Below are 22,972 nucleotides of genomic sequence, written 5' to 3'. Positions count from 1 at the left end.
AATTAACGCTTTAAATGTTGAGGAAAAGTGGTAGAAAGGTAATGTAATAAATTGTAAGTCGGGAGAAACTTTATTAGAAGAAACAGAAAAATATAATTCTCCTAAGTTAAAACGTTTGACTCATTGTAGTTGTTTTGCGTATGCTGCTAGTGCAGCATTGGGGTTGCCAAATCAGTCTCTACCATCCTGAAAGTGATAAAATTTTTATACCTTACTTTATCAAATAAGCAAGTTGAGTGGCTTGAAACAGACCGAATAAAGAACGGATGGCATTTTGTTAAAGCAGGAAATCGTGATGATAGTTTTATTCAAGTACAAAAATTTGCTAATCAAGGGTATTTTGTTCTATCCGTATATAACAATGCTAATCCAAAAAGAGCAGGGCATATTGCCGTTGTAGTACCAAGTAGTAAGGATATAGAGAAAATAAAAAATGAAGGACCGGACACGGCTCAAGCCGGTAATATTAATTTTTCCTGTAGCTCTTTGAAAAAGGGTTTTAGGAATAAAAAAGATGCATGTAAAAACAACGAAATAAAATTTTATTATTATAAAATATAACAGATATCAGTAAGGTAACCGGACAGTTTTTATTCTATGTCATTCCCGTGGGGCATTGCCTGTATGGATCGATTTCCTGTTGTCATACCGTGGCTTGCCCACGGGATCCATAAATATGATAAAAAAATACTAGTATTTTTAACTGGACCCAGCAGGTACAGGCTACGTGGTGACAATGGTGGAATCGATCTACGTAGGCAATGTCCTCCTGCAGCAGCGGGCATCCCCAGTGTTTTAAGTTATTTTTTTGGATACCGTAGTCAAACTACGGTATGACACAGTGGATTTTACTGATTCATGCAACAATGTCTTGCAGGAATGACGCTGATTTATGCAACAACGTCCCTGGTTTGCAGGAATGACATAATCAGCTTTTTTAGTTATTGGCTATTTTAGAGATTTATGCAACAGCATCTACCCATGAAATTTCTATGCTACCGACTAGATCCACTTGAGGAGTTGCGCTGTAGCTTGGTAAGTTATCATACACAAGATGAGCTAAGCCGGCTATTCCGTTTACTATTCCTGCTGTATTGTCATAAGCAAATTTTGCTGCTTCTATTCCTGTATAAGTCGTATTTTTTAATAACTCAAATGTGTTCTCCGGTGAATATGCAAGAGCTGTTCCAACACAAATCCCCATAGCAACTGTAGGATGAGCATAAAATCTCCATGCAGCCATTGATATTGCTGCTTTTACAAATATTCGCATGATAATCTAATATATCAAGTATTGACAAAGTACTTACATTCTTTATAACATTGAAAATGTTTGTATTATGAGTATCAAACTAGCTTCTTACGAACAAGATATTGAAGATAATTTTGAAAAGCAGCAAAAAATTGATGATAGAAGTGAAATAGTTTTACTTCAAAAATTTGCAAAAGCACATCTTAGTAAAAAAAGATCTGTTACTATTAGGATTGCAGAACATGACATAGAAGCAATAAAAATTAAAGCTTCTAAGCATGATTTGCCTTATCAGACCTATCTTAACATGCTAATTCATTCAGACACTACTAAACTCTAAATATATGACCAAGTATAGATATAATCAATGAAAAGAACGTTAAGTTATTGAATGAGTGTGGTTGGTATAGGCTTTGAAGAAATTATACAGTCGATTGCTGACGGTAATTTATTAGATATTAAATTACATCATAATCAAGAGCAATATAAAGGTCAAAAAATTTTATATGTTCAAATGATTGCGCAAGTATATGCAGTACTTAATATATAAAAGGTGATAAAGATGCTATTTTTTCCTTAACACTTTATTTCCTAGCAGAAAAGCAAAAAAGGAATTTTTAAAAGATAAGAAATAATATATGCGTTTTATAGAAGAATTTATAAATAAAGGATATTTCCATCAATGTACCGATTTGGATCGGTTAACTGTTATAACGAAAGAAACAAAAATAGCTGCGTATATAGGCTTTGACTGTACTGCTACATCACTCCACATCGGTAGTTTAATGCAGATAATGATTCTGCGATTGCTTCAGCAGCACGGGCATAAGCCTATTGTAATTATCGGCAGCGGTACGAGTAAAATCGGTGATCCTACTTGGAAAGACGAAGTGCGCAAAATTTTAAGCAAAGAAGATATAGCTAAAAATGCCGAAGGTATTAAAAAATCTTTGTCGAAGTTTATCAAATTCGGTGACGGTAAAAGTGATGCTATTATGCTGGATAACGCAGAGTGGTTAGATTCGTTAAATTATCTAGATTTTCTACGGGATTTTGGTAGCTATTTTTCGGTAAACCGTATGCTGACTATGGATTCGGTAAAACTAAGGCTTGAGCGTGAGCAGCATTTAAGCTTCTTAGAATTTAACTATATGTTATTGCAGGCCTATGATTTTTACTATTTAAGCAAGCATTACAATTGCAGCTTGCAGCTTGGCGGTAGTGATCAGTGGGGCAATATCGTAATGGGAGCCGATTTAATTCGTAAAATAAGCGGCAAAGAAGTATTTGGTATGACGACACCGCTACTTACGACTAGCTCCGGTGCTAAGATGGGCAAGACTGCTGCGGGAGCGGTATGGCTTAATGAAGATTTGCTAAGCCCGTATGATTATTACCAATATTGGCGTAACTGCGAAGATGCCGACATAGTTAGATTTGCCAAATTATATAGCGAGTTCACTCAAGAAGAGCTTAATAGGTTTGAGAGTTTAGCGGCAGAAGATATTAATGCAGCTAAAAAACAGCTTGCTTATGAGCTAACTAAGCTTTGTCACTCGGAGCAGGCAGCAAAATCAGCTCTAGAAACTGCAGTAAAGATATTTGAAGAAGGACAAATCGATGAGAATTTACCTACCATTGTTTTAGAGCAGGAAGTATTACAAGCAGGTATTAGTGCATATGAATTATTTCATGAAGCAGGGCTTGCTACTTCTNGCACGCAAGCTTATAAGAGGGAATGGTGCTAAGATAAATGATAGATTAGTCGCAGATGAAAATATGATAATTAACACTAATTTCTTACTCGATAAAAAAGTTATAAAGCTCTCTGCCGGTAAGAAAAGACATATATTAGTTAGGGTTTGAATATTTTTCTAGATTACCATGTTCCCTTCAGTTGTAGCATTATTGTATGGCTCAAATATATTATGTCTAATTGAAACTGTAACTTTCAATTAGACAAATTGTATATTTTCTATCTAATGGGCCCTTATAACATAAGTTAAATTCAAATTTAAACAGTAATGACTAAAATAAGGCTTGATGAATATTTGCTGCAAAAAGGTTTTGTAACAGATATTACCATAGCACGAAGTTTGATTATCCAAGGTAAAGTACATAATAAGCATGAGCAGTTAATTAAGCCTGGGATACAGGTTAATATAAATGACACCGACATTAAGGTAAAGCTACCGCAGCATAATTATGTTTCAAGAGGGGCATTAAAATTAATTGCCGCTTTGGATTATTTTAAAATTGATCCCGAAAATTTAGTTTGTATTGATATCGGTAGTAGCACCGGCGGTTTTACAGAAGTGTTACTTGAGCGTAAAGCAAAATTAATTTTTGCCGTAGATGTCGGTTATGGCGAACTTCATCCTAAATTACGCGATAATCCACACATTAAGGTGCTTGAGAAGACTAATGCACGATATTTAACCGATAAACAAATAATAACGAAGCCTGATTTAATTGTTTGCGATGCCAGCTTTATTAGTTTAACTACTATATTACCGACTGCACTAAATTTAGTTAAAGAAGATTGCATGCTTATTGCTTTAATAAAACCGCAGTTTGAGGTCGCAAAGCATGAAGTAGAGCAGGGAGGAGTTATTAAAAATTCTCTCTTACATCAAAAAGTATGCGATAAAATCAAAGATTGGCTTGAGAAAGAGCATAATTTTAAAATATTCGGTATAATAGCAAGTCCAATACTAGGAGCTAAGGGGAATCAAGAGTTTTTAATATGCGGAAAAAGAAAACGCTTATTTTTCTATAGTTTATCCTTAATTTGAATTGTTTTAGTAATCATTGCATCTTCTAATGTATAAATTATTCAATGTTTTTATAAATGCTTCACTTGCTTCTTTAATAAAATGTTTAAATTGGCATGAATTTGTAATTCTGCAGCTATTAGTATTTTTATTGAAACATTCTACTATATCCATATTAGGTTCTAATTTTTCTATTATATCTCCCAACTTCATGGAAGAAGGGCTAAATGCTAGTTTCATTCCTCCTCCTTTTCCTTTACTATTATTAATATATCCTAATTGTGCTAATCTATGAATCACTTTTATCAAATGATTAAGGGAAATATTATGGTACTCTGATATCTCTTTTACACTATAAATTCTGTCCGTTTTTGAAGCAAGATATATAAGGCTACGTAATTCGTAGTCGGTAAAACTTGTTAACTGCATAAAAATTTTATTTATTTTTACCTTAAAAAAACGTCTATATAAGTCTAGTTACTATAATATGTATTTTAAATTCATATTTGTAGTAAAGGTTATATTATTCAAAAAGGAGTAATGATGTCTAGAACAACTATAGTGAGAGCAATAAGAAAAACTGCTGCGCTATTTAAGAATTGTGATATTACTAAATCTTTAAATTTTTATGGAAATTTAGCAACTAAATATGAAGCAGTGGTAAATGAATTTTTAATAGTAAGGGTTTTAATACTGAAAAACCTGAGAAAGGAATACAGCCAAATGCAATGAAAAATTTTTTAAATCTTACCGGCAGTAGTATTCTAAAGGTTTTAAGTGCATATAGCGAAACAGATGAAGTAGATCTTTTAGAAGTGATCTAATCCAAGCATTAGAGAATGATCATAAATGTAAAAGGGCGGTATCAAAAATTGTTGATACATGTAGGGCGTAATATATTCCTTCAGAGTTATATCAACCTGTTGCTGAAGAGCTTATATCAAATGTAGATGAGGGTAACAAGCTGGTAACGTAAAAATATAGTAGGAAAGCATTTTGTAAGTGCTGAAAAGAAGCAATATGATGAATTAAAAGCAAAGTATAATATAGTGAGTTTTGAGAAAGTCATAAAATAAAAATCGAAATAGAAAGTGCTGAACAAAAAGTAATACCGCACAAACATAGGCAAATTATTACTTTTAAAGTAGGAGAAAGATACAGTGAATTTACAGTTATAAAAACCGGTCATGATGAAGAAGGTCATTATTATGAATACTTAATAAAGAAAAATCCTAATGGAACTGTAACAAATTATCTATTTGATTCTGAAAATCATCTGCTAAAAGTTACACCCTTCATATATTGCATCGGATATAGAAAACAATAAAGATCTCGTTCTTATCAGTGGCGGGTCGGGAGCAAGCCATTCTATTTCTAGAATTAATAGTATAACAAATGAAGAAAATGTTAAGCTTTCCGCCGTTATGCACATTATTCACTCTACTAGAAATAAAAACAGTGATACATTGCAATTAGATGCAGCTGTAAAAAAATTAACTGATATGGCAGCAATATGCGATACTGAAATTCACTATAAATTTTATACTCAAGATAGTTATAATAATATTAATGAGAACGATAATATACATTATCATACCGGTAGAATAGCTGAAGAATTTTTATTAGGCCTTGAAAAGGTGAAACTGATGAAATTTGTGGTCCTCATTCTTTTAACGATTATGTGCAGCATATATTAGCAGCGAAAATGGGGATGATGTGTATACTCAGATTCATGTAGAAGCATTTTGTTCATCAGGAGGAGACTATGATTCATCTCTAAGCAGACCAGAGGGATTATCGAGTATTTGCCCCTTTATGAATATGTAGTTTTACAAAAATATAAAGTTAAATATTGCTTATATATTCTAATTAGTGTATTTTCATTACGGATAAGCATTATAAAAATTATAGATAGGTGGGTTTATCCCACCTTTTTTGTTATAAATATCAAATATGCAAACTATTGAACAACAAATAACAAACGTAATAGAAGAATCCTTGACAGATATGGGGTTTGAGTTAGTTCTTGTGAGGTTTAAAGGTGTTAACCCTAAAGTAGTCGAGATATTGATTGATAGCTTAAACAGCGAAAAAGTATCTGTGGAAGATTGTACTAAAGCAAGTAGGACTATCTCCGCTATTCTAGATGTTGAAGATTTAATAGAAGCTGCATATTCTTTAGAGGTAGCATCAAGCGGTCTTGAACGTCCGTTAGTAAAGTTTGAAAATTATAATAGATTTTTAGAAAGAGAAGTTAAAATCAAACTTAAAGAATTATTGAACGGCAAAACTAGTTATCAGGGTAAAATAATTAAAGCCGAAAATAATAAAATATATTTAAAATGTGCAGAACAAGAAGTACTAATTGATTATAATTTAATTAAAAATGCTAATCTAGTGTTAACTGAAGAAGTATTTAAAAAATTGCTAAAGCAATAAGAGATAATGTATGTCTAATGTAGGTAATGTAGAAATTTTACAAATTATAGATTCTGTAGCTCGTGAGAAAGGAATATCAAAAGAAATTTTGATTTCAACGGTTGAACAAGCGGTACAAGCAGCAGGACGAAAAAAATACGGTAATGAATATAATATTAAAGCTCAGATAAATAGGAAAACCGGTGAGATAAATCTTTTAAGGATCTTAAAAATAGTAGAAGATGTAGAAGATTACTTAACGCAAATCTCACTTGAAGAAGCGTTAATCAAGAATCCGGAAGCTAAAATTGGTGATGAGATATATGAATATTTACCGCCGATTGATCATGCTAGAGTATCGGCTCAAGCTGCAAAACAAGTTATAACTCAACGTGTTATAGAAGCTGAACGTGAAAAACAATATCATGACTTTAAAGATAGAAAAGGCGAAATTATAAATGGGATAGTTAAGAGAATAGAATACGGTGATATAATAGTTGACCTGAGTCGTGCTGAAGCAATAATAAAAAAAGATCAATTAATTAAGGGTGAGAATTTTAAACCTAATGATCGTATAAAAGCATATGTACAGGATGTAAGGCAAGAAACAAAAGGACCACAGATTTTCTTGTCTAGAGTAGATAACCAGATGCTAGTTAAACTATTTAAGCTAGAAGTACCTGAAATTCTTGAATCTATTATTCAAATAAAATCAGTAGCACGTGATCCCGGTTCAAAAGCAAAAATAGCGGTATTTGCTTCGGATAGTAGTATAGATCCCGTAGGCTCATGCGTAGGTATTAGAGGTAATAGAGTAAAAGCCGTAACAAATGAATTAAACGGAGAGAAAATTGATATAGTATTATGGAGTAATGATCTTGCACAGTTTATAGTTAATGCTCTTGCACCGCTTGCACCTGGGGAAATCACAAAAATTTTGATTGATGAGGATAGGCATAAGGTAGAAGTAGTAGTTTCGCAAGAAAATCAAAGTATTGCAATAGGTAGAAGAGGGCAGAATGTTCGTTTAGCTTCTCAGCTTACAGGTTGGAATATCGATATAATGACCGAAGAGCAAGAATCAAAAAGAAGAAATGAAGAGTTCTTAACTTCTACGGCATTATTTATGGAAGCTTTAGATGTTGAAGAAGTTATAGGTCAGCTTTTATCGGTAACAGGATTTAATTCAGTAGAACAAATTGCTAGTAGTGAGATTAGTACTTTAACAAGAATTGAAGGCTTTGAGGAAGAACTTGCCGTAGAGATTAAAAATCGAGCTATTAATTACGTCGACCTTAAGAATGAAAAGATTATCAAAAAGCTAGAGGATCTAGGAGTTGAGCAAGAATTAATAGATATATTAGAATTATCGCTTGAATTAATATTACAATTTGCCGAATATGGTATAAAGACCATAGAAGATTTAGGAGAGATGAGTGTAAATGAATTTAAAAATTTAGCTCCAAATTCTAATATAACGGATGAAAATATTAAATTGCTGATTAAAACTGCTAGACAGCATGGTGCATTGAAGGATAGTTAGTGGGTTGAATGTAGGGTGTATGTCATTCCTGCGAAAGCAGGCATCCAGAATAAATAGCTTAGTAATTACGGCGTCCTTGAAAAATAAACCTATAAAAATAAGTTTTTTTATAAATTTTAGTGGATTCCCGCTTTCGCGGGAATGACATAAACAAACGAGCCATGCGAGCAACGCCGCTTTTAGCTAGGAATGACATAATCAAATAGTAGACGGAAAAAACAGAAACACAAAGGTTTTAAATATGACGGATAACCAGGAAATCAAACCCAAAAAGTTGACACTTGGCAATTCAAAATTATCGCTTAATAAGTCTTTTGACTCTCTTACAGGAGCTCAAAGCTTTGTTAATGCTAAATCTAAAACGCTAGTAGAAGTTAGAAAAAGCTCTACCGGTAGTGCTACTACCCTTTCATTAAATAAAGAAAGGAATAGCTTAGATCAAACTGTTATTGATGCTAATAAGGAAGAATTTAACAGACGTTTATCTATTCTTAAAAAAGCTGCTGAGCAATCTCAATTACATAATCCTTCAAAAATAAGCACTTTAAGCAAACTTGCAAGTATTAACCAGTCTGCTAACTCAAAAATAGAACCGCTAGAAACTGATAAAGAAGTTGAACAAAAACAGCAAAATACCGAAGAAAATAAAGTAGAAGTTAGTGCTAAAATCGTTCAAGATGATGAAGATATACCGTCACAAATACCTAAAAAGAAAGAAGAAACTTTTATAAAGTCTCCTTTAGTAGGAATGCACACACGTTACGGTATAGAATCAGAGAAAGAATTAGATAAAACAGCAGATAGTAAAATAATAGCACCAAAAATTAAGCTAGAAGAGCCAAAAAAATTCAAAAAAGCCGATCTTTTCAATATGCTTAGCGACGACGAAAGCGGCAGCGGTAGAACTAGAAGTCTTGCTTCTATAAAAAGAGCTAGAGAAAAAGAAAAGCGTAAATTAGCATCACAAGCACCTGAGAAAGTATATAGAGAAGTGACGATCCCAGAAGTTATCGGAGTCGGCGATCTTGCAAATGCTATGTCTGAAAGAGTGGCTGATGTAATTAAAGAATTAATGAAACTCGGTATTCTTGCAAATGCTAGCCAAACAATAGATGCCGATACGGCAGAACTAGTTGCAACAAATTTAGGGCATACGGTAAAAAGAGTCCAAGAGTCAGATGTTGAAAATGTTTTAATGAGTGATGATAAGGTTGAGGATTTAAGAACGCGTGCTCCGGTTGTGACGGTAATGGGTCATGTCGATCATGGTAAAACCTCATTGCTTGACGCTCTTAAGTCTACAGATATTGCTGCAGGTGAGCTAGGCGGAATTACACAACATATTGGGGCTTATAGAGTAACTCTTGCAGATGGTAGAGCAATTACTTTTATTGATACTCCGGGGCATGAAGCTTTTTCGGAAATGCGGTCAAGAGGTGCTAAAGTAACGGATATAGTTATTGTAGTGGTCGCAGCAGATGATGGAATCAAAACGCAAACGGTTGAGGCAATTAATCATGCGAAAGCAGCGGGCGTTCCTATAATTGTAGCTATTAATAAGATTGATAAGCCTGATATTGATATTGAGCGTGTAAAGAACGAATTATATGTCCATGAAATTATTGGCGAAGAGGCAGGTGGTGACGTTATGATTATTCCTATCTCGGCACTAAAGAAAATTAACTTAGATAAACTTGAAGAAGCAATTTTATTAATTGCAGAAATGCAGGATTTAAAGGCAAATCCTTTCGGTTCAGCTGCCGGTGTTGTAATAGAGTCAAAAATTGAACAAGGAAGAGGAACGCTAACCACTATATTAGTGCAGCGAGGTACTTTAAGAAACAGTGATATTATAATAGCTGGTACTGCTTACGGTAAAGTTAAAAAGATGACTAATGATAAGGGACTAGAAATAGTAGAAGCAACTCCGTCTGTTCCTGTAGAAATTCAGGGGTTAAATGAAGTGCCTTTTGCCGGCGATAAATTTAACATAGTACAAAATGAGAAACAAGCAAAAGATATAGCCGAATATAGAATGCGTCTTGCTAAAGAAAAAAAAATATCTATTGCACCGCGTTCAAGTTTAGAAGATTTGTTTTTAAAAGCTTCCGGTAATAGTAAAATTAAGGAATTACCTTTAATTATTAAAGGTGATGTTCAAGGGTCGGTTGAAGCTATTTCAGGTAGCTTATTAAAATTACCGAGTGATGAGATAAAGCTTCGTATACTTCATAGTGGAGTAGGTCCGATAACGGAATCTGATGTATCGCTTGCACATGCTTCTTCGGCTATTATTGTCGGCTTTAACGTTAGAGCAGGGGTAAATGCCTTAACTGCCGCAGAAAAAGAAAAAGTCGATATTCGATATTATAGTATAATATATCATTTAATTGATGATATAAAAGCCATTATGAGCGGTATGCTTGATCCGATCGTTAGAGAGCAGTATATCNGCAGAAATTAGACAAATATTTAATATTACCAAAGTTGGCAAAATCGCCGGTAGCTATGTAACTAAAGGGATTATTAAGAAAGGAGCGGGCGTACGCTTATTACGTGATAATGTAGTCATTCATGAAGGAAAACTCAAAACTTTAAAACGCTTTAAAGATGAAGTTAAAGAAGTTAGAGAAGGATATGAGTGTGGTATAGCATTTGAAAATTACGAAGATATTAGAGAAGGAGACGCAGTTGAAGTTTTTGAGCTAATTCAAGAACAAAGACAATTATAATATACTCGTTGAACTTCAAAAATTGGCTACATTATCATACAAGTACTGTGGCGTTGTTGCATGGATACTACTAAATAATCATTGCGAGTAGTTGTAGACTGCATGGCAATCTCATGAAATAATAACAAACTCCTGAGATTGCTTCGTCAATTACTTCGTAATTTCCTCGCAATGACGAAAAGTTAGAACCACGCAACAACGTCCTGCTTTTGCGGGCATGACATTTAGTAGAATATCCCTTTTTGATAAATTAATCAATTTTAAGTAAAATATAATAAAAAGTTAATAATTATTAGCCTTTATCTTGACCTCCGCATAATTTCTATTATAATGCAATGTTGATTATTGTAATCAGAAATGAGGAAAAATTATGGCCATAACATCAATTTTTAATAAGTTACAACATTTAATCCCAAATAATACCTCTCCAAAGTCGGCCTCCTATCTTGCTAACAATGAATTTGAGTTTATAACTTCTCCTACTAAGCAAGAAGAAAATACTGATTTTTTAGCAGCGTTAGATAATTCAATTAAGCAGTATGACGCAAAAAGTGCAAGATGTAATAAAAAAATAGTAGCAGCTCAAGCTAAATATCTTTTTTTAAATTCTAAAATAATCTTCCAAGAAGCAGTAAAGGGTCAGTCAGATATTCTATGCATCTCTCAAATCAGATTTACAGATCTTTTAAATAAGCTTGATGGTAGTGAAAAAGTAACTAACACACCTAAAAGTAAAGGTTTTTTCAGTACATTTAGTTCATCATTAAAAACAGTTTATAATTTTGGAGTAAAGAGTTTTAATATTATAAAAAATACATCTAGTATTCTTTCTTCTCAAGTTGCTGAAACTTTTAATTTTGTGAGTAATAAAGTTTTTTCTTATTTAAATAATAATGCTGAAGAAACATTGAATTTCTTAGATCAACTAGAAACTCTTCCTGATAATGAGTTAGTAGAAGCAATTTTAAACACGTCTGAAAATGCATTAGATGAAGTTTTTGAAAAGATAACATATAAAAAATTGGTAGAATTAATTAATAATATTTCCGATGAACAAGCACAAAAATTAGTTCATTATATTTTGCCGGAGCATTTTGAAAAATTAATGCAATTTATTCCATTAGATAAATTAAATACATATATGGATACTACCCTTTCTTTAGAAAAGCTTACCGAGCAGGAACTAAAAAAATTATCAGATGAGGATATTTCTGATGAACAGCTTGAAAATATAATTATTTTAGCAGGAGAAGAAAAGCTTGCAGAAAATTTTGATATTATTCCAAATAAAAATTTAGTAAGAATCATGAATCATATTTCAAATGATAAGCTAGCACCAATAATTTCGCACGCCTCAGATGAAAGTCTAGTAAGAATCATTGATATTATTAATTCGGATAATCATGATTTATCGAAATCATTAGTTGGGCAAATAATAGCCTTAATACACGACAAGAAGTGTGTAAAACAAGAATCAGGTGCAGTCTCTGATAGTGATTCCGGATTCTTTGATTATGAAGATGAAATAAAAGTATCAGACAATCAAATAGAACACTCTAATAGTGATTTTGCTATGAAATTATCTTATAATTTTGGAGTCTTTAATTATGAAGATGATGTAGTATACTTATAATAAAGCTCTTATGTCATTTCGTTGATTATAGAAATCCAGTAAATGGATTCCTACTTTTTTAACTAGGAATGGCATAATTGATTGCGATTTTAGCATCAGGAGGGCGTATGTATAGTGGTTCGATAGAGCTATTTAATTTTACATCGCTTGACAATCTACTAGCAATATATCTACAGGTAACCCAAGCTTTAACTCGTGCAAAACGTGGCAAGGTTATTATATTCGGCAAATGCATAATTTGGTGATATATAAATTTAAGTCCGCTACCGCAACAAACTATATTCCCTTTCTCATTTGTAAGCAGTTTTACAGCATACTCGAAATCTATCAATAACGGCTCTTCTATTTGTCCTGATTTATGAAAAACTTGCATATAAAGCTGTGAGCGATAAGCGTTTAAAAAGACATATATTTTATCATAATCTTTAACTTGAGTTATGGCTCTAAAATAAGCATATTCAAAATTGCTAACCGCTACTGCTTTAATATTCTCCTTGGAAAATAATATACCTTTAGCACTAGCAAGCCCTATTCTAATGCCGGTAAAGCTACCGGGTCCGTTAGTTACCGCTAAATAATCTAAATCATCATATGAACATTTAGCTGATTTCATCACATCTTCTATCATCGGCATTAGATTTTCTGCTTGCATAGAAGGACGTAATTCTTCTATACATGCAAGGATATTCTCATTTTCGGATATTGCTACCGATGCAGTATTATTGGCTGTGTCAAATGCTAGTATTTTCATAGATTATTATTTGAATAAGTCACTATGTGTACCGGTATGTATATAGATAGTGTACCAGGAAATTTTTGAAAAGTCCTTATGTCATTCCTGCGAAAGCAGGAATTCAGGCTAAAAAAATCTTGATTTTAAAGATTTTTTTATTATATTACTTTCTTCTTGAGTAAAGCTTTTAAGAAGCTTTACTCAACTGGATTCTCGCTTTCGCAGGAATGACATGGAATAAAATAGTAGAGGTTTGCAGAATCATATTAAATTAAGGTTTTTATACATTTCTTTATACGTAGAATATTTATTAATATTTAAACCTTTTGCTGATTCTTCTAATATTTTTATTGATTCTGCATTTAATGCTTTTTCCTGTGCTATTTTATGATATATCGCTTCTCTTACAAAATTCATAATAGTATCATTTTGCAGTGTGAACCTTAAGAAAATGATGTAATTCGTTTGGTATATCTATCTTAGTCTAGTCATATTACATACTTATTTAAGTAACTACTTAAGTAAGTATATCATAAAATAAGAAAAATAAAAGTAAAAATATAGTCTCTAAAAATTATTTAAAGTATATTCAATAAAAATTTGGCGTGCTTCAACCTGTCTATTATTATGAAATAAATATCTATTAAAAAAATAGTTTGTTAGAGCTAAAGCTTGCCGTTTTTCTTCTAATGTAATCTCACTATTATCTGAAAGTAAAAATCTTGGTAATATCAATAATTTATCTTTATAAGGTTTTCCTACTTCATATGATAATGCTCTAGCTGATTTAGGTGATACATAGATTAAATCAGTTGTAACATGGCTCACGCCGCACTTGGTAAGATCAAGCTTATAACCCGTCTCGGCAAGTAAAGCTAGCTCAAAATTAATATAATCACGAAAACAAAAATTCTTTGATAAATTATCTAAATAGTTAATTAGAAATGAAAAAAATTTAGAATGTTCTTCTCTTTCATGAAATAACTCTTTGATTAAAGATATAATGGAATTAAAGGCATATAATTTAGTTTTATTTGTGATAAAATAACCGGTGTAAGATTTAATGAGTTCACATTTAGCCATGCCAATATGTTCATGTAATCTTGCCTGCCAAAGAAAATCTATAATATTCCCTTCTTGATATATAAATTTACTTTTTTTAGAAAATTCTTTTACAACTCCCGAATATAAACCATGATTTTTAGTAAAAACTGTAATAATAAATGTATTTTCTTTCAAAGGTTTTTTAGCAATTATTACTCCTATATCTTTGATATTCATGGTTTTTTTATTAAATTTTTGTCATTGCAAGGAAAATTACGGAGTAATTGACGAAGCAATCCAGTTAAAAATGCTAATTTTTAGCATTTTTTTAATTATTTTCTGGATTGCCGTGTTCCTTTCAGTCGCTCGCAATGACAGTTTGATATCCGTACAACAACCTCCTAGCTTCCTCAGAATTCCCTGTATATGATATATTCTTATATCCTAGTTTGATTGCAGTAAATAAAGCGGCGTGATCCTTCCCTACATTTACGGTAAGATCTAAAACTTTTTCTGGAAATTCTTTACTTAGAGTTTTAAACATGTAATCAATTGCTAGCATACCGTAATATTTTACGCTAGAGGCATGATTTGTTAATATCAGCTGTTCTTCTACACTAGATAAAAAATTACGTGCTTCTTCCAAATTTCTTATTTCATAAACTATACTCATTTAATTATCTCTTTTAGGTCCTTTAAATGTGAGACGGAAGATATAAAGTCATACGTTAAATTTTCAAATTTAGAGCAGATAATCTTATTAAATCCAAGTTTTACGGCTTCTTTTATTCTTGTTTCTGCTTTTGCGGTTTTTCTTATTTCACCCGATAAGCTTATTTCGCCGAAAAAGACGCTATGTTCGGGTACAGGGTTGCCGGTTGCAGCAGATATTAAGCTCGCTGTGACTGCTAAATCAGAAGCAGGATCAGCAATTTTAAGTCCCCCCACAATGCTTAAATATACCTCATAATTAGCAAGATTCAGTCCTATCCTACTATTAAGCACAGCAAGTATCATTGATAACCTATTAGCATCCCAGCCCACCGCAGAGCGTCTAGGAGTTACCATATTTGAGGGTACTATAAGGGTTTGTACTTCCATAAGTAATGGTCTTGAACCTTCGATTCCTGCAAAAATAGACGTACCTATAACGTTCTGTTCTCGCTGCATTAAAAATAGTTCAGACGGATTTGTTACTTCAATAAGCCCGCTGCAGTTCATCTCAAATACTCCTATTTCACCCACACCGCCAAAACGATTTTTATATGAGCGTAAAATACGGAAATGATTATTATGATCTCCCTCAAAATATAGCACGGTATCCACTAAATGTTCAAGTATCTTAGGACCTGCTAGTTGTCCGTCTTTAGTGACGTGACAGCTTAATAAAATAATTATATTGTTTTGCTTAGCATAATTAACAAGCTCATTTGCACATGTACGAATTTGCGAAACAGTGCCTGGAGGTGATGATAATTCTTTTGTGGTAATTGTTTGAATAGAATCAATTACTATTAAATCAATATTATTTTTATTAGCTTCTATACTCGCAATAATATCTTCCAAATTAGTAGCTGCTAAAATATCGGTATTATAGTTAGTTAGGTTTAGCCTTATGGCCCTTAATTTTATTTGGTCTAACGATTCTTCGCCCGTTATATATAAGCAATTCATCTGTGATGCAAAGTTACTTGCTGCTAGCTGTAGTAACAAAGTAGATTTGCCTATACCAGGGTCTCCTCCTATTAATATAGCAGAACCAAACACTAAACCGCCGCCTAGTACTCTATTAAATTCACCTATAGGGGTAGGGATGCGTAACTGCTCGGTTACATGCCCTGAAAGCTTATCAAAGTCTTGCTTGCTACCGACTTTAACAATTGCTTGATTTGTACTTATTATCTCTTCGACAATACTACCCCATACACCGCAATCAAAGCACTGTCCTGACCATTTAGGACTAATATTTCCACAGTTAGAACATATGTAATGTTTTTTGGTCATGTTTGTTTTTTAATGTCTTGTTACGCGGTTTTATGTCATTCCCACGAAAGTGGGAATCCAGAAAAAATAACCTTAATACAGGTACAAAATTACATACTATTAATAAAATAAAAATATAAAAACAAGTTTTTATATTTTATATGTTTTACTGGATTCCCGCTTTTGCGGGAATGACGGTAAAGCTCAAAACCAACAGCTTACTCTTACCATATAGTTTTTCACGTATAATTTCAATATTTTCATCTAAAATATAATCATCTGTTTTAGCCATCTCAATAACTATAATAGCACCGTCTTTGAGCCAATTATTTTTTATCAGCAGTTTCATTACTTTAGGCACTATATTTTTATGATAAGGGGGGTCTATAAAGACAAGATCAAATGATTTATTAGACATCTTCCCAAACTTCGCTTCTAGAGGTAATTTAGACGTTGATCCGGTACTCGCATCCTCACGTACTAGTGTGTACGCTGCGGTGCTGTGTTCCGTGTCTCCTTTAGATCCCTCTCTATAAGCTGGTTTAAAAAGATGTCTAGTAGCTTTCGTTAGATTTAAAGCATTAATATTAACAAAATTAACATTATTTTCAATGTTTAGAGATTTAGCAAATCCTTCTGCTATTTTTAATGAGGATGTATCAATATCAATTAAGGTAGCAAAACCTGCTCCTCTTGATAGGCTCTCAAAAGCAAGGCTACCGCTACCGGCAAATAAATCGAGAATGTGAGTATTTTCGTTAAATAATTTATTACCGGTAAACTCACCGGAGGTTAATATACTAAATATTGCCTCTTTGAGTTTACCGGTGGAAGGTCGATATTTGATATTTTTAGCGGTAGGTATAATTTGGTTTCTATATTTACCGGATATTATTTTTAACACTTATTTAGTTATATGCTTCTTTTATTGAGCGTGATTTTTTTTCGTCTTTTATTTTTGTGGCAAATCCTTTGCCTTGAGTGTTAGGCTTAAATTTTGCTGCGAATGTATTAGATTTTGCTTGTTGTTTTTCTACAGTTTTATCTTTCTTTTCTTTGAGTTCTACTTTTGGCATTGCTTGGTTTAAATTATTTTGTGCTTGTTTGAAAAGATCTTGTTCTTTAGCTTTATCAATATTATTATTTACATTATTTAAATTTTCTTCCCTTTCTTTAGATTTTTCTGTCTCAGCTTTTTGTCTTGCTTGTTGTTTTGCTGTTACTAATTCCTCAACATTTTTAGGAGGCGGTGAGATATATTTATCTATACTACTAATTAAGTTTTCAAATGACTTCTGAAGATTGTGTAAAGGTTTTTGAGTGAGTTTATAAGTTCCGGTAGCGACTAGCCCTCCGGCCAAAATACCTGCGCCTAGCATGACAGCTTTAGTAGTAAGGGTTGTGCCGGTGACCAATAACACAGGCATTGCTACGCAAGATGCAGCTGCTACTGCAAGACCGGCTACTACGGCAAGTCCTACTAAAAATTTTTTACTTGCTAAAAAATTTGTTACGCGGCTAATTCCTGATATAGTACTTTTAGCAAGTTTTGTACAAAGCTGTCCTACTCCGGTTTTCAGAAACCAACTGCTTTTCTCTTTTGCATGAATTTTATCTTGTAATTTAGCATGTTCGTTAACATTGACAGATGTTTTTTTACAGTCTTTATCTTGATGATCTAAATTCCCTTTAGCCTCACCTTTAGTATCATGCATCTTTGTAGCATCGTTGATTTTTGCTTTATCAAAATCTGCTCCTTCTTTATTAATTCCAGCTAGATTTGCTGCTTTTAGATTCGCTTGTTTTAGATTTGCTTCTTTAAATATAGCCTCGGCTGCTTCCACTGCTTGCATATCGGCATTTTCCAACACTGCTTTAGTGAAATTGGCTTTAGTAAGATCGGCACGTTGCATAATTGCATTTTTAAAGTTAGCGTCCTTAGCATTAATATTTTTAGCAATAGCATCCGAAATATTTAATCCCTCGGCTTCTGCTTTTTCTAAAGTAGCATTACTTAACTTAGCAAATTGTGCCGTTGCATTAGTAAGTGTAGCGTTTGTAAGATCGGCATATTCAAGATTTGCTTTATCAAGCTGTGCTTTTGTTAAATCAGCGTTCTTAAGTTTAACACGCTGCATGATAGCTTCTCTTAAGTCAGCTTCTTTTAAAGATAGTATATTTTCAAATTCAGCATCGCTAAAATAGGCATTTCTTGCAGTTATGCCTTGCATGTTACATTGTGCTTTAAATTTTGCTTCTAATGCATGTGTTTTATTCATAAAAACATTTTCAAGATTAGTAGAAACGATATTTGCTTGATCTAGAAGTGCATTATTTAAAACTACCCCCTGCATTTGAACTCTTTGCATATCTGCATAGGCAAGCGATATACCGGTAAGATTAGAATTTTTCCATTCTGAATCTTTAATAATGAACTGTTCGGCATCGGCATTAACCATCATAACCGCATTAAATTTGCTATTTGTTACCTCTACTTCAGATAAATCTACTTTAGGCATGTAAGCTCTCGACATATCACTATTTTCAATTTTGCTCTTTTTAAGATCAGCAAAAAGAAATCCTGCGTTACGAGCCGTAACATTTTGAAAAACGGCATTTTGTAAATTAGCTCCTTCAAAATTAGTAAAATCTAAATTACAATTTGAGATTTTGACATTCTCTAAGTTGGCTGAAGCAAATAATGTATTCTTCAGGTTAAGATTAGTAAGAGTTTTACCTGATAAATTAATCGCTGAAAGATCAGGAACTATATTTAAATCTTCTGAAAGATTTTTGTGCTTTCTAACAAATTCGGTAAGAGATAATTTTGTATTGGATTGTTTTGCTGCTTCAGCTAAATATAGATCAAATTCGGCAGAAGTTAATTTTATATATTCTTTCGGTATATCTCGTTCTTTGGCAGTCGAGCCTATAATATATGATGGGTCTAGTGTGATTTGTATTTCTTCGTCTTTTAACTGCTCAAAAATACCCTCTAAACCCTTGCCGCAGAACATTCTAAGATTATCTAAAGCATATACTTCAGTTTCTAATTTGTTTACTTCATGCTGTAACTTGTTGATTTTTTCTAGTTCGTTTTGTCGGTTTCTAGCAATAGTTTCTGCACTATTCCAAAAAGCATTTAAAAGATTGGTAGCAATCCCAGGATTATCTAAATTTTGCTTTAGAGTTTCTAACTCTTCTTGCTTAGTCTTTAGTTCTTTTGATTTGATGTCCCATAAAGTTTTTTCGTCTTCTCCAGCCAAAATATATTTCTTTGTCTTCGTAGCTTCATCTATAACTATTTCTTTGATATGTTCTTTTTCTAAATCTTTATCTATATATTGATTTAATCTTTCAAGATCTGAAAAAGATAGTTTTATATCTCGTATTTTATCTTGGAGATTGGGGATTTTATAGTTATCATAATCATAATCTTTATAATTAAAATCTGTATAATGAAGATTTGCTCCTCTAAAGTCGGTACCGATAAATGTACAATCATTAAATTGTACATTTGTTAAATCTGAATCACATAATATGGTATTTGTTAAGTCACAATTATTAAATACGGCATCTGTTAGTATTGTACCTTGGAAATTAGCATTGGCTAAATCTGCGTTAATTTCCATATTTTCTAAACTAGTAATGATAATGTTATCATTATCTTCAGCGAAATATTTATTTTTGATAAAATCATTTAGCAAGACACTAGGGTTATCTTTTATATAACCAAGGTAATCGTCTAGGTCTTTTTCTGCACATGTATATATATTAAGATTTGTCATATGTATTCTATATGATTAGTTAAAATGTATTAATAATAACACACTACTAATTATTTTCCAGTATCTTATTATTTATTTCTTTATAATCTCCGGGTTTTAGATTACCTATTGTAAAACTACCATATTGAATCCTAATTAATTTGTTAACTTTTAGTCCACAATACTCGAATATTCTTCTAATTTCACGATTTTTTCCTTCAAATAAAATTACTTCAAACCAACAATTAGTCTTATTTTGCTTAAGTAATTTTATCGAATGAGGGTTATAAAATATCCCATCAATTTCTAAATTTTTATAATTGCTTTTTAGTAGAATATCAGACTTCCCATATGCCCTAACATGATATACTCGCTTTAACCTACTTGAGGGGAGCTCAAACTGACGCGCTAAATCACCGCTATTAGTTAGTAATAATAAACCTTCGCTATTTAAATCCAGCCTACCTATTGAAATAACACGAGGTAAACCGGTTAGCTGTTCAAACACCGTTTTACGAGATAAAGGATCTTTATGAGTGGTAATTAAACCAACAGGTTTGTAATAAATCCAAAGCCTTGGTTTGTGTATATTATTGATTAATGTGCCTGATACTTCAATTTGATTACTAATATCAACATTTGTAGTCGGTGATAAAATTGTAATGCCGTCTACTTTTACCTGTCCTTCAACTATCAGCTTTTCAGCATCACGCCTAGAACAAACTCCTGCATTACTAATTATTTTAGCTAATCTATGCATTTTTAAATATAGTAATTTTCAATAGACCTCTTCCCAAGCGTCGTTTTTAGAGATAATTTATACGTCGATTCGGTACTCGTATCTTCACGTATTTCTATATATGCTGTGGTGCTCTGTCCCGTGTCTCCATTAAATGCTTCTCTATAAGTTGGTTTGGGAAGAGGTCTAATAAGAATACATAAAAATACCCTTAAAAAGCAATATTAATAATTTTACATTAATTATTAATATAATGATACTATACCGCTACATATGTTTTAACAAAATTATACGCATGTTAATTTTACTTATCAAAACTTTTTATTCTTTAAAATTCTTATTGTCTTTTTTTAGCTGATTTTCTTTTTAACAAAAATTAAGTCCTTTGCTTTAATCTAAACTTCATTAAATTATGCAAAAACTTATTGGTTCAATCCTGTTAATTTCAGGTACTTGTATAGGTAGCGGTATGATAGCACTACTACCCATGGTATTAGCAAAATGAGGTTATAATACCTAGTATAATATGGATGTTTGTAATTTGGTTTATAATGTATTATACTTCTTTAATTAACCTAGAGCTTAATCTTCAAGCGGGTAAAGGCTTAAACTTGGGCATTGGGAAAATATTTTTCAGGACATACTGCTCAAATCATTGGTACTGTAAGCCTTAAGCTCCTTTCATATGCTTTACTTGCGGTATTTATATACGGAGGCTCTTCAATATTACAGAAGTTATTAGCTTTAAATACAAGTATAACTTATATAGGAGCATGGTGTATTATTATTACCTCTAAAAGAAATATATATATGGGGTATAGTCACTCCGGTAGTTTTTACTTCATTTAGTTTTCAAGTAATCTTCCATACCTTAACTAATTATTGTAACAAAAATGCTAAAGACGGCGTTTTTATTTGGAAGCTTAATTCCTGCAATAGTATATATAATTTGGACTTGTAGTATTGCAATTTTATTACCGGTTTATCTGTTATATAAAGCAAAGATAAATAATTTATTATCTTGAATTACAAAAACAATATCTAATTATTATATGTGTAATTGTTGAAATGCTTATAATGGGCTATGAACTTGTTAATATAGTAACTAAATAATAAGGTTATTTATTATTAAATATACTAGTAATATTGAAAAATAGGAATTTTGTAAATATAAATATTATGATAATAGGAAATAATATAGCAACAATAAAACATGTAAGAAATAACGGGCAAATATCCGTGGGGAAGCAATATGCAGGAAAACAGATACAAGTTTTAACATCAAGTGACGGTACTATAGCCCGGTAAGTTCATTCCTTATAATGAGATGTGGCTTTATAGGAACAATAATAATGAGGTGTTTGATAAAGCAATAGGATAGACAGAAAAAAATAAAAGATAAACATCATCATTGCAAGGAAGGTACGAAGTAACTGATGAAGCAATCTCAGGAAAAATTCCTGAGATTGCCACGCTTACTAACGTTCGCTCGCAATGACGATTTGGTATCCACGCAATAATGACGTAAAACAATTCTGATTTAATTAGAGTTAAAAGTTCTTGTCTCCAAATTACCAAATTTAGAAAATTGACTATCATAATAAAGCGGAACATTTCCAACTGGTCCGTTACGATGTTTTGCAACAATTATATCGGCAATATTATATACTTTGTTGAGCTTCTCTAACCATGCGGCATGTTTAGCATCGTCTGCTGCCGGTTCTTTTCTCGTTAAATAATATTCTTCACGATAAATAAACATTACTATATCAGCATCCTGTTCTATAGTTCCCGATTCTCGAAGATCGGATAGCATAGGTTTTTTGTCCTCACGTAGTTCTACTGCTCTTGAAAGCTGAGATAACGCAATAACCGGAATATTTAACTCTTTTGCTATTGCTTTTAAACCTTGGGTTATTTCTGAAATCTCGCTAACTCTATTTTCGGATTTACTTACTCCTCTAATTAATTGTAAATAATCAATAAATAATATACCGAGATTATGCTTGCGCTTCATTCTTCTAGCTCTTGTTCTTATAGCGGAAATAGATAGAGCAGGGGTATCATCGATAAAAAATTGTAATTCTGATAAAGTATTTGCTTCCTTGCGAAGACGGTTATATTTTTCTTCACCTAGAATCCCCGTACGAAGAGAAGTAGAATCAATTTCTGCACACATTGAAAGTAGACGTGTGGTTAGCTGTTCTGAGGACATTTCTAAAGAGAAAAAACCTACTGACTGAATTTCTTGATTATCTCTAATATTTTTAAGACGCATATTATTACAGGTATTAAGTGCAAGATTTATAGCAAATGCCGTTTTACCCATAGACGGACGTCCTGCAAGAATTATA

18 protein-coding genes and 7 pseudogenes are annotated in these 22,972 nt (G+C 32.4%); 14 read left to right on the top strand and 11 right to left on the bottom strand.

Annotated elements, in window-relative coordinates; translation table 11 throughout:
* Positions 1-192: 192 nt before the first annotated feature.
* Positions 193-561 (top strand): hypothetical protein, encoded by a 369-nt coding sequence (locus tag BG75_RS04570; RefSeq protein ID WP_252903655.1) that lies wholly within the window; start codon positions 193-195, stop codon positions 559-561.
* A 400-nt stretch (positions 562-961) separates the two neighbouring features.
* Here BG75_RS04570 and BG75_RS04560 read toward each other — a convergent pair whose 3' ends face one another.
* The gene (locus BG75_RS04560) at positions 962-1,273 is read right to left on the bottom strand and encodes a hypothetical protein (RefSeq protein ID WP_062811602.1); all 312 of its coding nucleotides are present in this window, start codon (positions 1,271-1,273) and stop codon (positions 962-964) included.
* 67 nt (positions 1,274-1,340) lie between these two features.
* Between BG75_RS04560 and BG75_RS04555 the strand changes: the two genes are divergently transcribed.
* The 5 genes and pseudogenes from BG75_RS04555 to BG75_RS04540 all read left to right on the top strand — a co-directional run bounded on the left by BG75_RS04555 (position 1,341) and on the right by BG75_RS04540 (position 4,047).
* Positions 1,341-1,592 (top strand): CopG family antitoxin, encoded by a 252-nt coding sequence (locus BG75_RS04555; RefSeq protein ID WP_062811601.1) that lies wholly within the window; start codon positions 1,341-1,343, stop codon positions 1,590-1,592.
* Positions 1,593-1,596: 4 nt separating this feature from the next.
* Positions 1,597-1,887, top strand: a pseudogene (locus tag BG75_RS04550) (hypothetical protein).
* A 3-nt stretch (positions 1,888-1,890) separates the two neighbouring features.
* Positions 1,891-2,967, top strand: a pseudogene (tyrS, locus tag BG75_RS04545) (tyrosine--tRNA ligase); the annotation flags it as partial.
* 1 nt (position 2,968) lies between these two features.
* Positions 2,969-3,118 (top strand): annotated as a pseudogene (locus BG75_RS09945) (tyrosine--tRNA ligase); the annotation flags it as partial.
* Positions 3,119-3,276: 158 nt separating this feature from the next.
* On the top strand, positions 3,277-4,047 hold the full coding sequence (locus BG75_RS04540) for a TlyA family RNA methyltransferase (RefSeq protein WP_062811600.1): 771 nt from the start codon (positions 3,277-3,279) through the stop codon (positions 4,045-4,047).
* Here BG75_RS04540 and BG75_RS04535 read toward each other — a convergent pair.
* A pseudogene (locus tag BG75_RS04535) lies at positions 4,026-4,455 on the bottom strand (Rrf2 family transcriptional regulator). The gene BG75_RS04540 and the pseudogene BG75_RS04535 overlap by 22 nt on opposite strands.
* A 995-nt stretch (positions 4,456-5,450) precedes the next feature.
* On the opposite strand from BG75_RS04535, the pseudogene BG75_RS04525 reads away from it, so the two are divergent.
* From BG75_RS04525 to BG75_RS04505, 6 genes and pseudogenes are all read left to right on the top strand, one after another.
* A pseudogene (locus BG75_RS04525) lies at positions 5,451-5,764 on the top strand (hypothetical protein).
* A gap of 215 nt (positions 5,765-5,979) precedes the next feature.
* Complete coding sequence (gene rimP / locus BG75_RS04520; protein WP_062811597.1) at positions 5,980-6,465, top strand: ribosome maturation factor RimP; 486 nt, start codon at positions 5,980-5,982, stop codon at positions 6,463-6,465.
* Between the two features lie 10 nt (positions 6,466-6,475).
* On the top strand, positions 6,476-7,987 hold the full coding sequence (gene nusA, locus BG75_RS04515; protein ID WP_012150993.1) for a transcription termination factor NusA: 1,512 nt from the start codon (positions 6,476-6,478) through the stop codon (positions 7,985-7,987).
* Between the two features lie 241 nt (positions 7,988-8,228).
* Positions 8,229-10,439: pseudogene (infB, locus tag BG75_RS04510) on the top strand (translation initiation factor IF-2); the annotation flags it as partial.
* 1 nt (position 10,440) lies between these two features.
* A partial coding sequence (locus tag BG75_RS09940) for an EF-Tu/IF-2/RF-3 family GTPase (RefSeq protein WP_368072215.1) occupies positions 10,441-10,719 on the top strand: 279 nt, incomplete at its 5' end.
* 370 nt (positions 10,720-11,089) lie between these two features.
* Positions 11,090-12,352 carry a hypothetical protein gene (locus BG75_RS04505; protein WP_062811596.1) on the top strand — a complete coding sequence of 421 codons (1,263 nt, stop codon included), beginning with the start codon at positions 11,090-11,092 and terminating at the stop codon, positions 12,350-12,352.
* A 58-nt stretch (positions 12,353-12,410) separates the two neighbouring features.
* Here the strand turns inward: BG75_RS04505 and tsaB are convergent, their stop codons facing one another.
* From tsaB to BG75_RS04470, 8 genes are all read right to left on the bottom strand, one after another.
* Positions 12,411-13,103: a tRNA (adenosine(37)-N6)-threonylcarbamoyltransferase complex dimerization subunit type 1 TsaB gene (tsaB, locus tag BG75_RS04500; protein WP_062811595.1), complete on the bottom strand. Its 693-nt coding sequence runs from the start codon at positions 13,101-13,103 to the stop codon at positions 12,411-12,413.
* 243 nt (positions 13,104-13,346) lie between these two features.
* Positions 13,347-13,502 (bottom strand): hypothetical protein, encoded by a 156-nt coding sequence (locus tag BG75_RS08750; RefSeq protein WP_196242481.1) that lies wholly within the window; start codon positions 13,500-13,502, stop codon positions 13,347-13,349.
* 150 nt (positions 13,503-13,652) lie between these two features.
* Complete coding sequence (gene recO / locus BG75_RS04495; protein ID WP_062811594.1) at positions 13,653-14,366, bottom strand: DNA repair protein RecO; 714 nt, start codon at positions 14,364-14,366, stop codon at positions 13,653-13,655.
* A gap of 121 nt (positions 14,367-14,487) precedes the next feature.
* Positions 14,488-14,802 carry a hypothetical protein gene (locus tag BG75_RS04490; protein ID WP_062811593.1) on the bottom strand — a complete coding sequence of 105 codons (315 nt, stop codon included), beginning with the start codon at positions 14,800-14,802 and terminating at the stop codon, positions 14,488-14,490.
* Positions 14,799-16,133: a DNA repair protein RadA gene (gene radA / locus BG75_RS04485; RefSeq protein WP_062811592.1), complete on the bottom strand. Its 1,335-nt coding sequence runs from the start codon at positions 16,131-16,133 to the stop codon at positions 14,799-14,801. Before radA ends, BG75_RS04490 begins: the two co-directional genes overlap by 4 nt.
* Before the next feature lie 145 nt (positions 16,134-16,278).
* The gene (locus tag BG75_RS04480; RefSeq protein ID WP_062811591.1) at positions 16,279-17,016 is read right to left on the bottom strand and encodes an RsmD family RNA methyltransferase; all 738 of its coding nucleotides are present in this window, start codon (positions 17,014-17,016) and stop codon (positions 16,279-16,281) included.
* A gap of 4 nt (positions 17,017-17,020) precedes the next feature.
* On the bottom strand, positions 17,021-19,900 hold the full coding sequence (locus BG75_RS04475) for a pentapeptide repeat-containing protein (protein ID WP_062811590.1): 2,880 nt from the start codon (positions 19,898-19,900) through the stop codon (positions 17,021-17,023).
* 46 nt (positions 19,901-19,946) lie between these two features.
* Positions 19,947-20,639, bottom strand: coding sequence for a pseudouridine synthase (locus BG75_RS04470; protein WP_062811589.1), 693 nt, complete (start codon positions 20,637-20,639; stop codon positions 19,947-19,949).
* Between the two features lie 597 nt (positions 20,640-21,236).
* Here BG75_RS04470 and BG75_RS08745 point away from each other — a divergent pair.
* Both BG75_RS08745 and BG75_RS04460 read left to right on the top strand, forming a co-directional pair.
* A complete protein-coding gene (locus BG75_RS08745; protein WP_014362372.1) occupies positions 21,237-21,467 on the top strand; it encodes a to amino acid permease in 231 nt (76 codons plus the stop codon).
* A gap of 330 nt (positions 21,468-21,797) precedes the next feature.
* Positions 21,798-21,999 (top strand): annotated as a pseudogene (locus tag BG75_RS04460) (hypothetical protein).
* 159 nt (positions 22,000-22,158) lie between these two features.
* Here the strand turns inward: BG75_RS04460 and BG75_RS09935 are convergent.
* Positions 22,159-22,972 (bottom strand): DnaB-like helicase C-terminal domain-containing protein (locus tag BG75_RS09935; RefSeq protein WP_252903653.1); only part of this gene is annotated, 814 nt, incomplete at its 5' end.

Origin of the sequence: Rickettsia endosymbiont of Proechinophthirus fluctus (assembly GCF_001602635.1) — a bacterium.
Taxonomy (GTDB): Bacteria; Pseudomonadota; Alphaproteobacteria; order Rickettsiales; family Rickettsiaceae; genus Rickettsia; species Rickettsia rickettsii.
This window is presented reverse-complemented; position numbering and strand designations above follow the sequence as displayed.

Coding starts and splice junctions, on each gene's coding strand:
- BG75_RS04560 (WP_062811602.1), bottom strand. CDS start 1,273: ATGCGAATATTTGTAAAAGCAGCAATATCAATGGCTGCATGGAGATTT.
- BG75_RS04555 (WP_062811601.1), top strand. CDS start 1,341: ATGAGTATCAAACTAGCTTCTTACGAACAAGATATTGAAGATAATTTT.
- BG75_RS04540 (WP_062811600.1), top strand. CDS start 3,277: ATGACTAAAATAAGGCTTGATGAATATTTGCTGCAAAAAGGTTTTGTA.
- rimP (WP_062811597.1), top strand. CDS start 5,980: ATGCAAACTATTGAACAACAAATAACAAACGTAATAGAAGAATCCTTG.
- nusA (WP_012150993.1), top strand. CDS start 6,476: ATGTCTAATGTAGGTAATGTAGAAATTTTACAAATTATAGATTCTGTA.
- BG75_RS04505 (WP_062811596.1), top strand. CDS start 11,090: ATGGCCATAACATCAATTTTTAATAAGTTACAACATTTAATCCCAAAT.
- tsaB (WP_062811595.1), bottom strand. CDS start 13,103: ATGAAAATACTAGCATTTGACACAGCCAATAATACTGCATCGGTAGCA.
- BG75_RS08750 (WP_196242481.1), bottom strand. CDS start 13,502: ATGAATTTTGTAAGAGAAGCGATATATCATAAAATAGCACAGGAAAAA.
- recO (WP_062811594.1), bottom strand. CDS start 14,366: ATGAATATCAAAGATATAGGAGTAATAATTGCTAAAAAACCTTTGAAA.
- BG75_RS04490 (WP_062811593.1), bottom strand. CDS start 14,802: ATGAGTATAGTTTATGAAATAAGAAATTTGGAAGAAGCACGTAATTTT.
- radA (WP_062811592.1), bottom strand. CDS start 16,133: ATGACCAAAAAACATTACATATGTTCTAACTGTGGAAATATTAGTCCT.
- BG75_RS04475 (WP_062811590.1), bottom strand. CDS start 19,900: ATGACAAATCTTAATATATATACATGTGCAGAAAAAGACCTAGACGAT.
- BG75_RS04470 (WP_062811589.1), bottom strand. CDS start 20,639: ATGCATAGATTAGCTAAAATAATTAGTAATGCAGGAGTTTGTTCTAGG.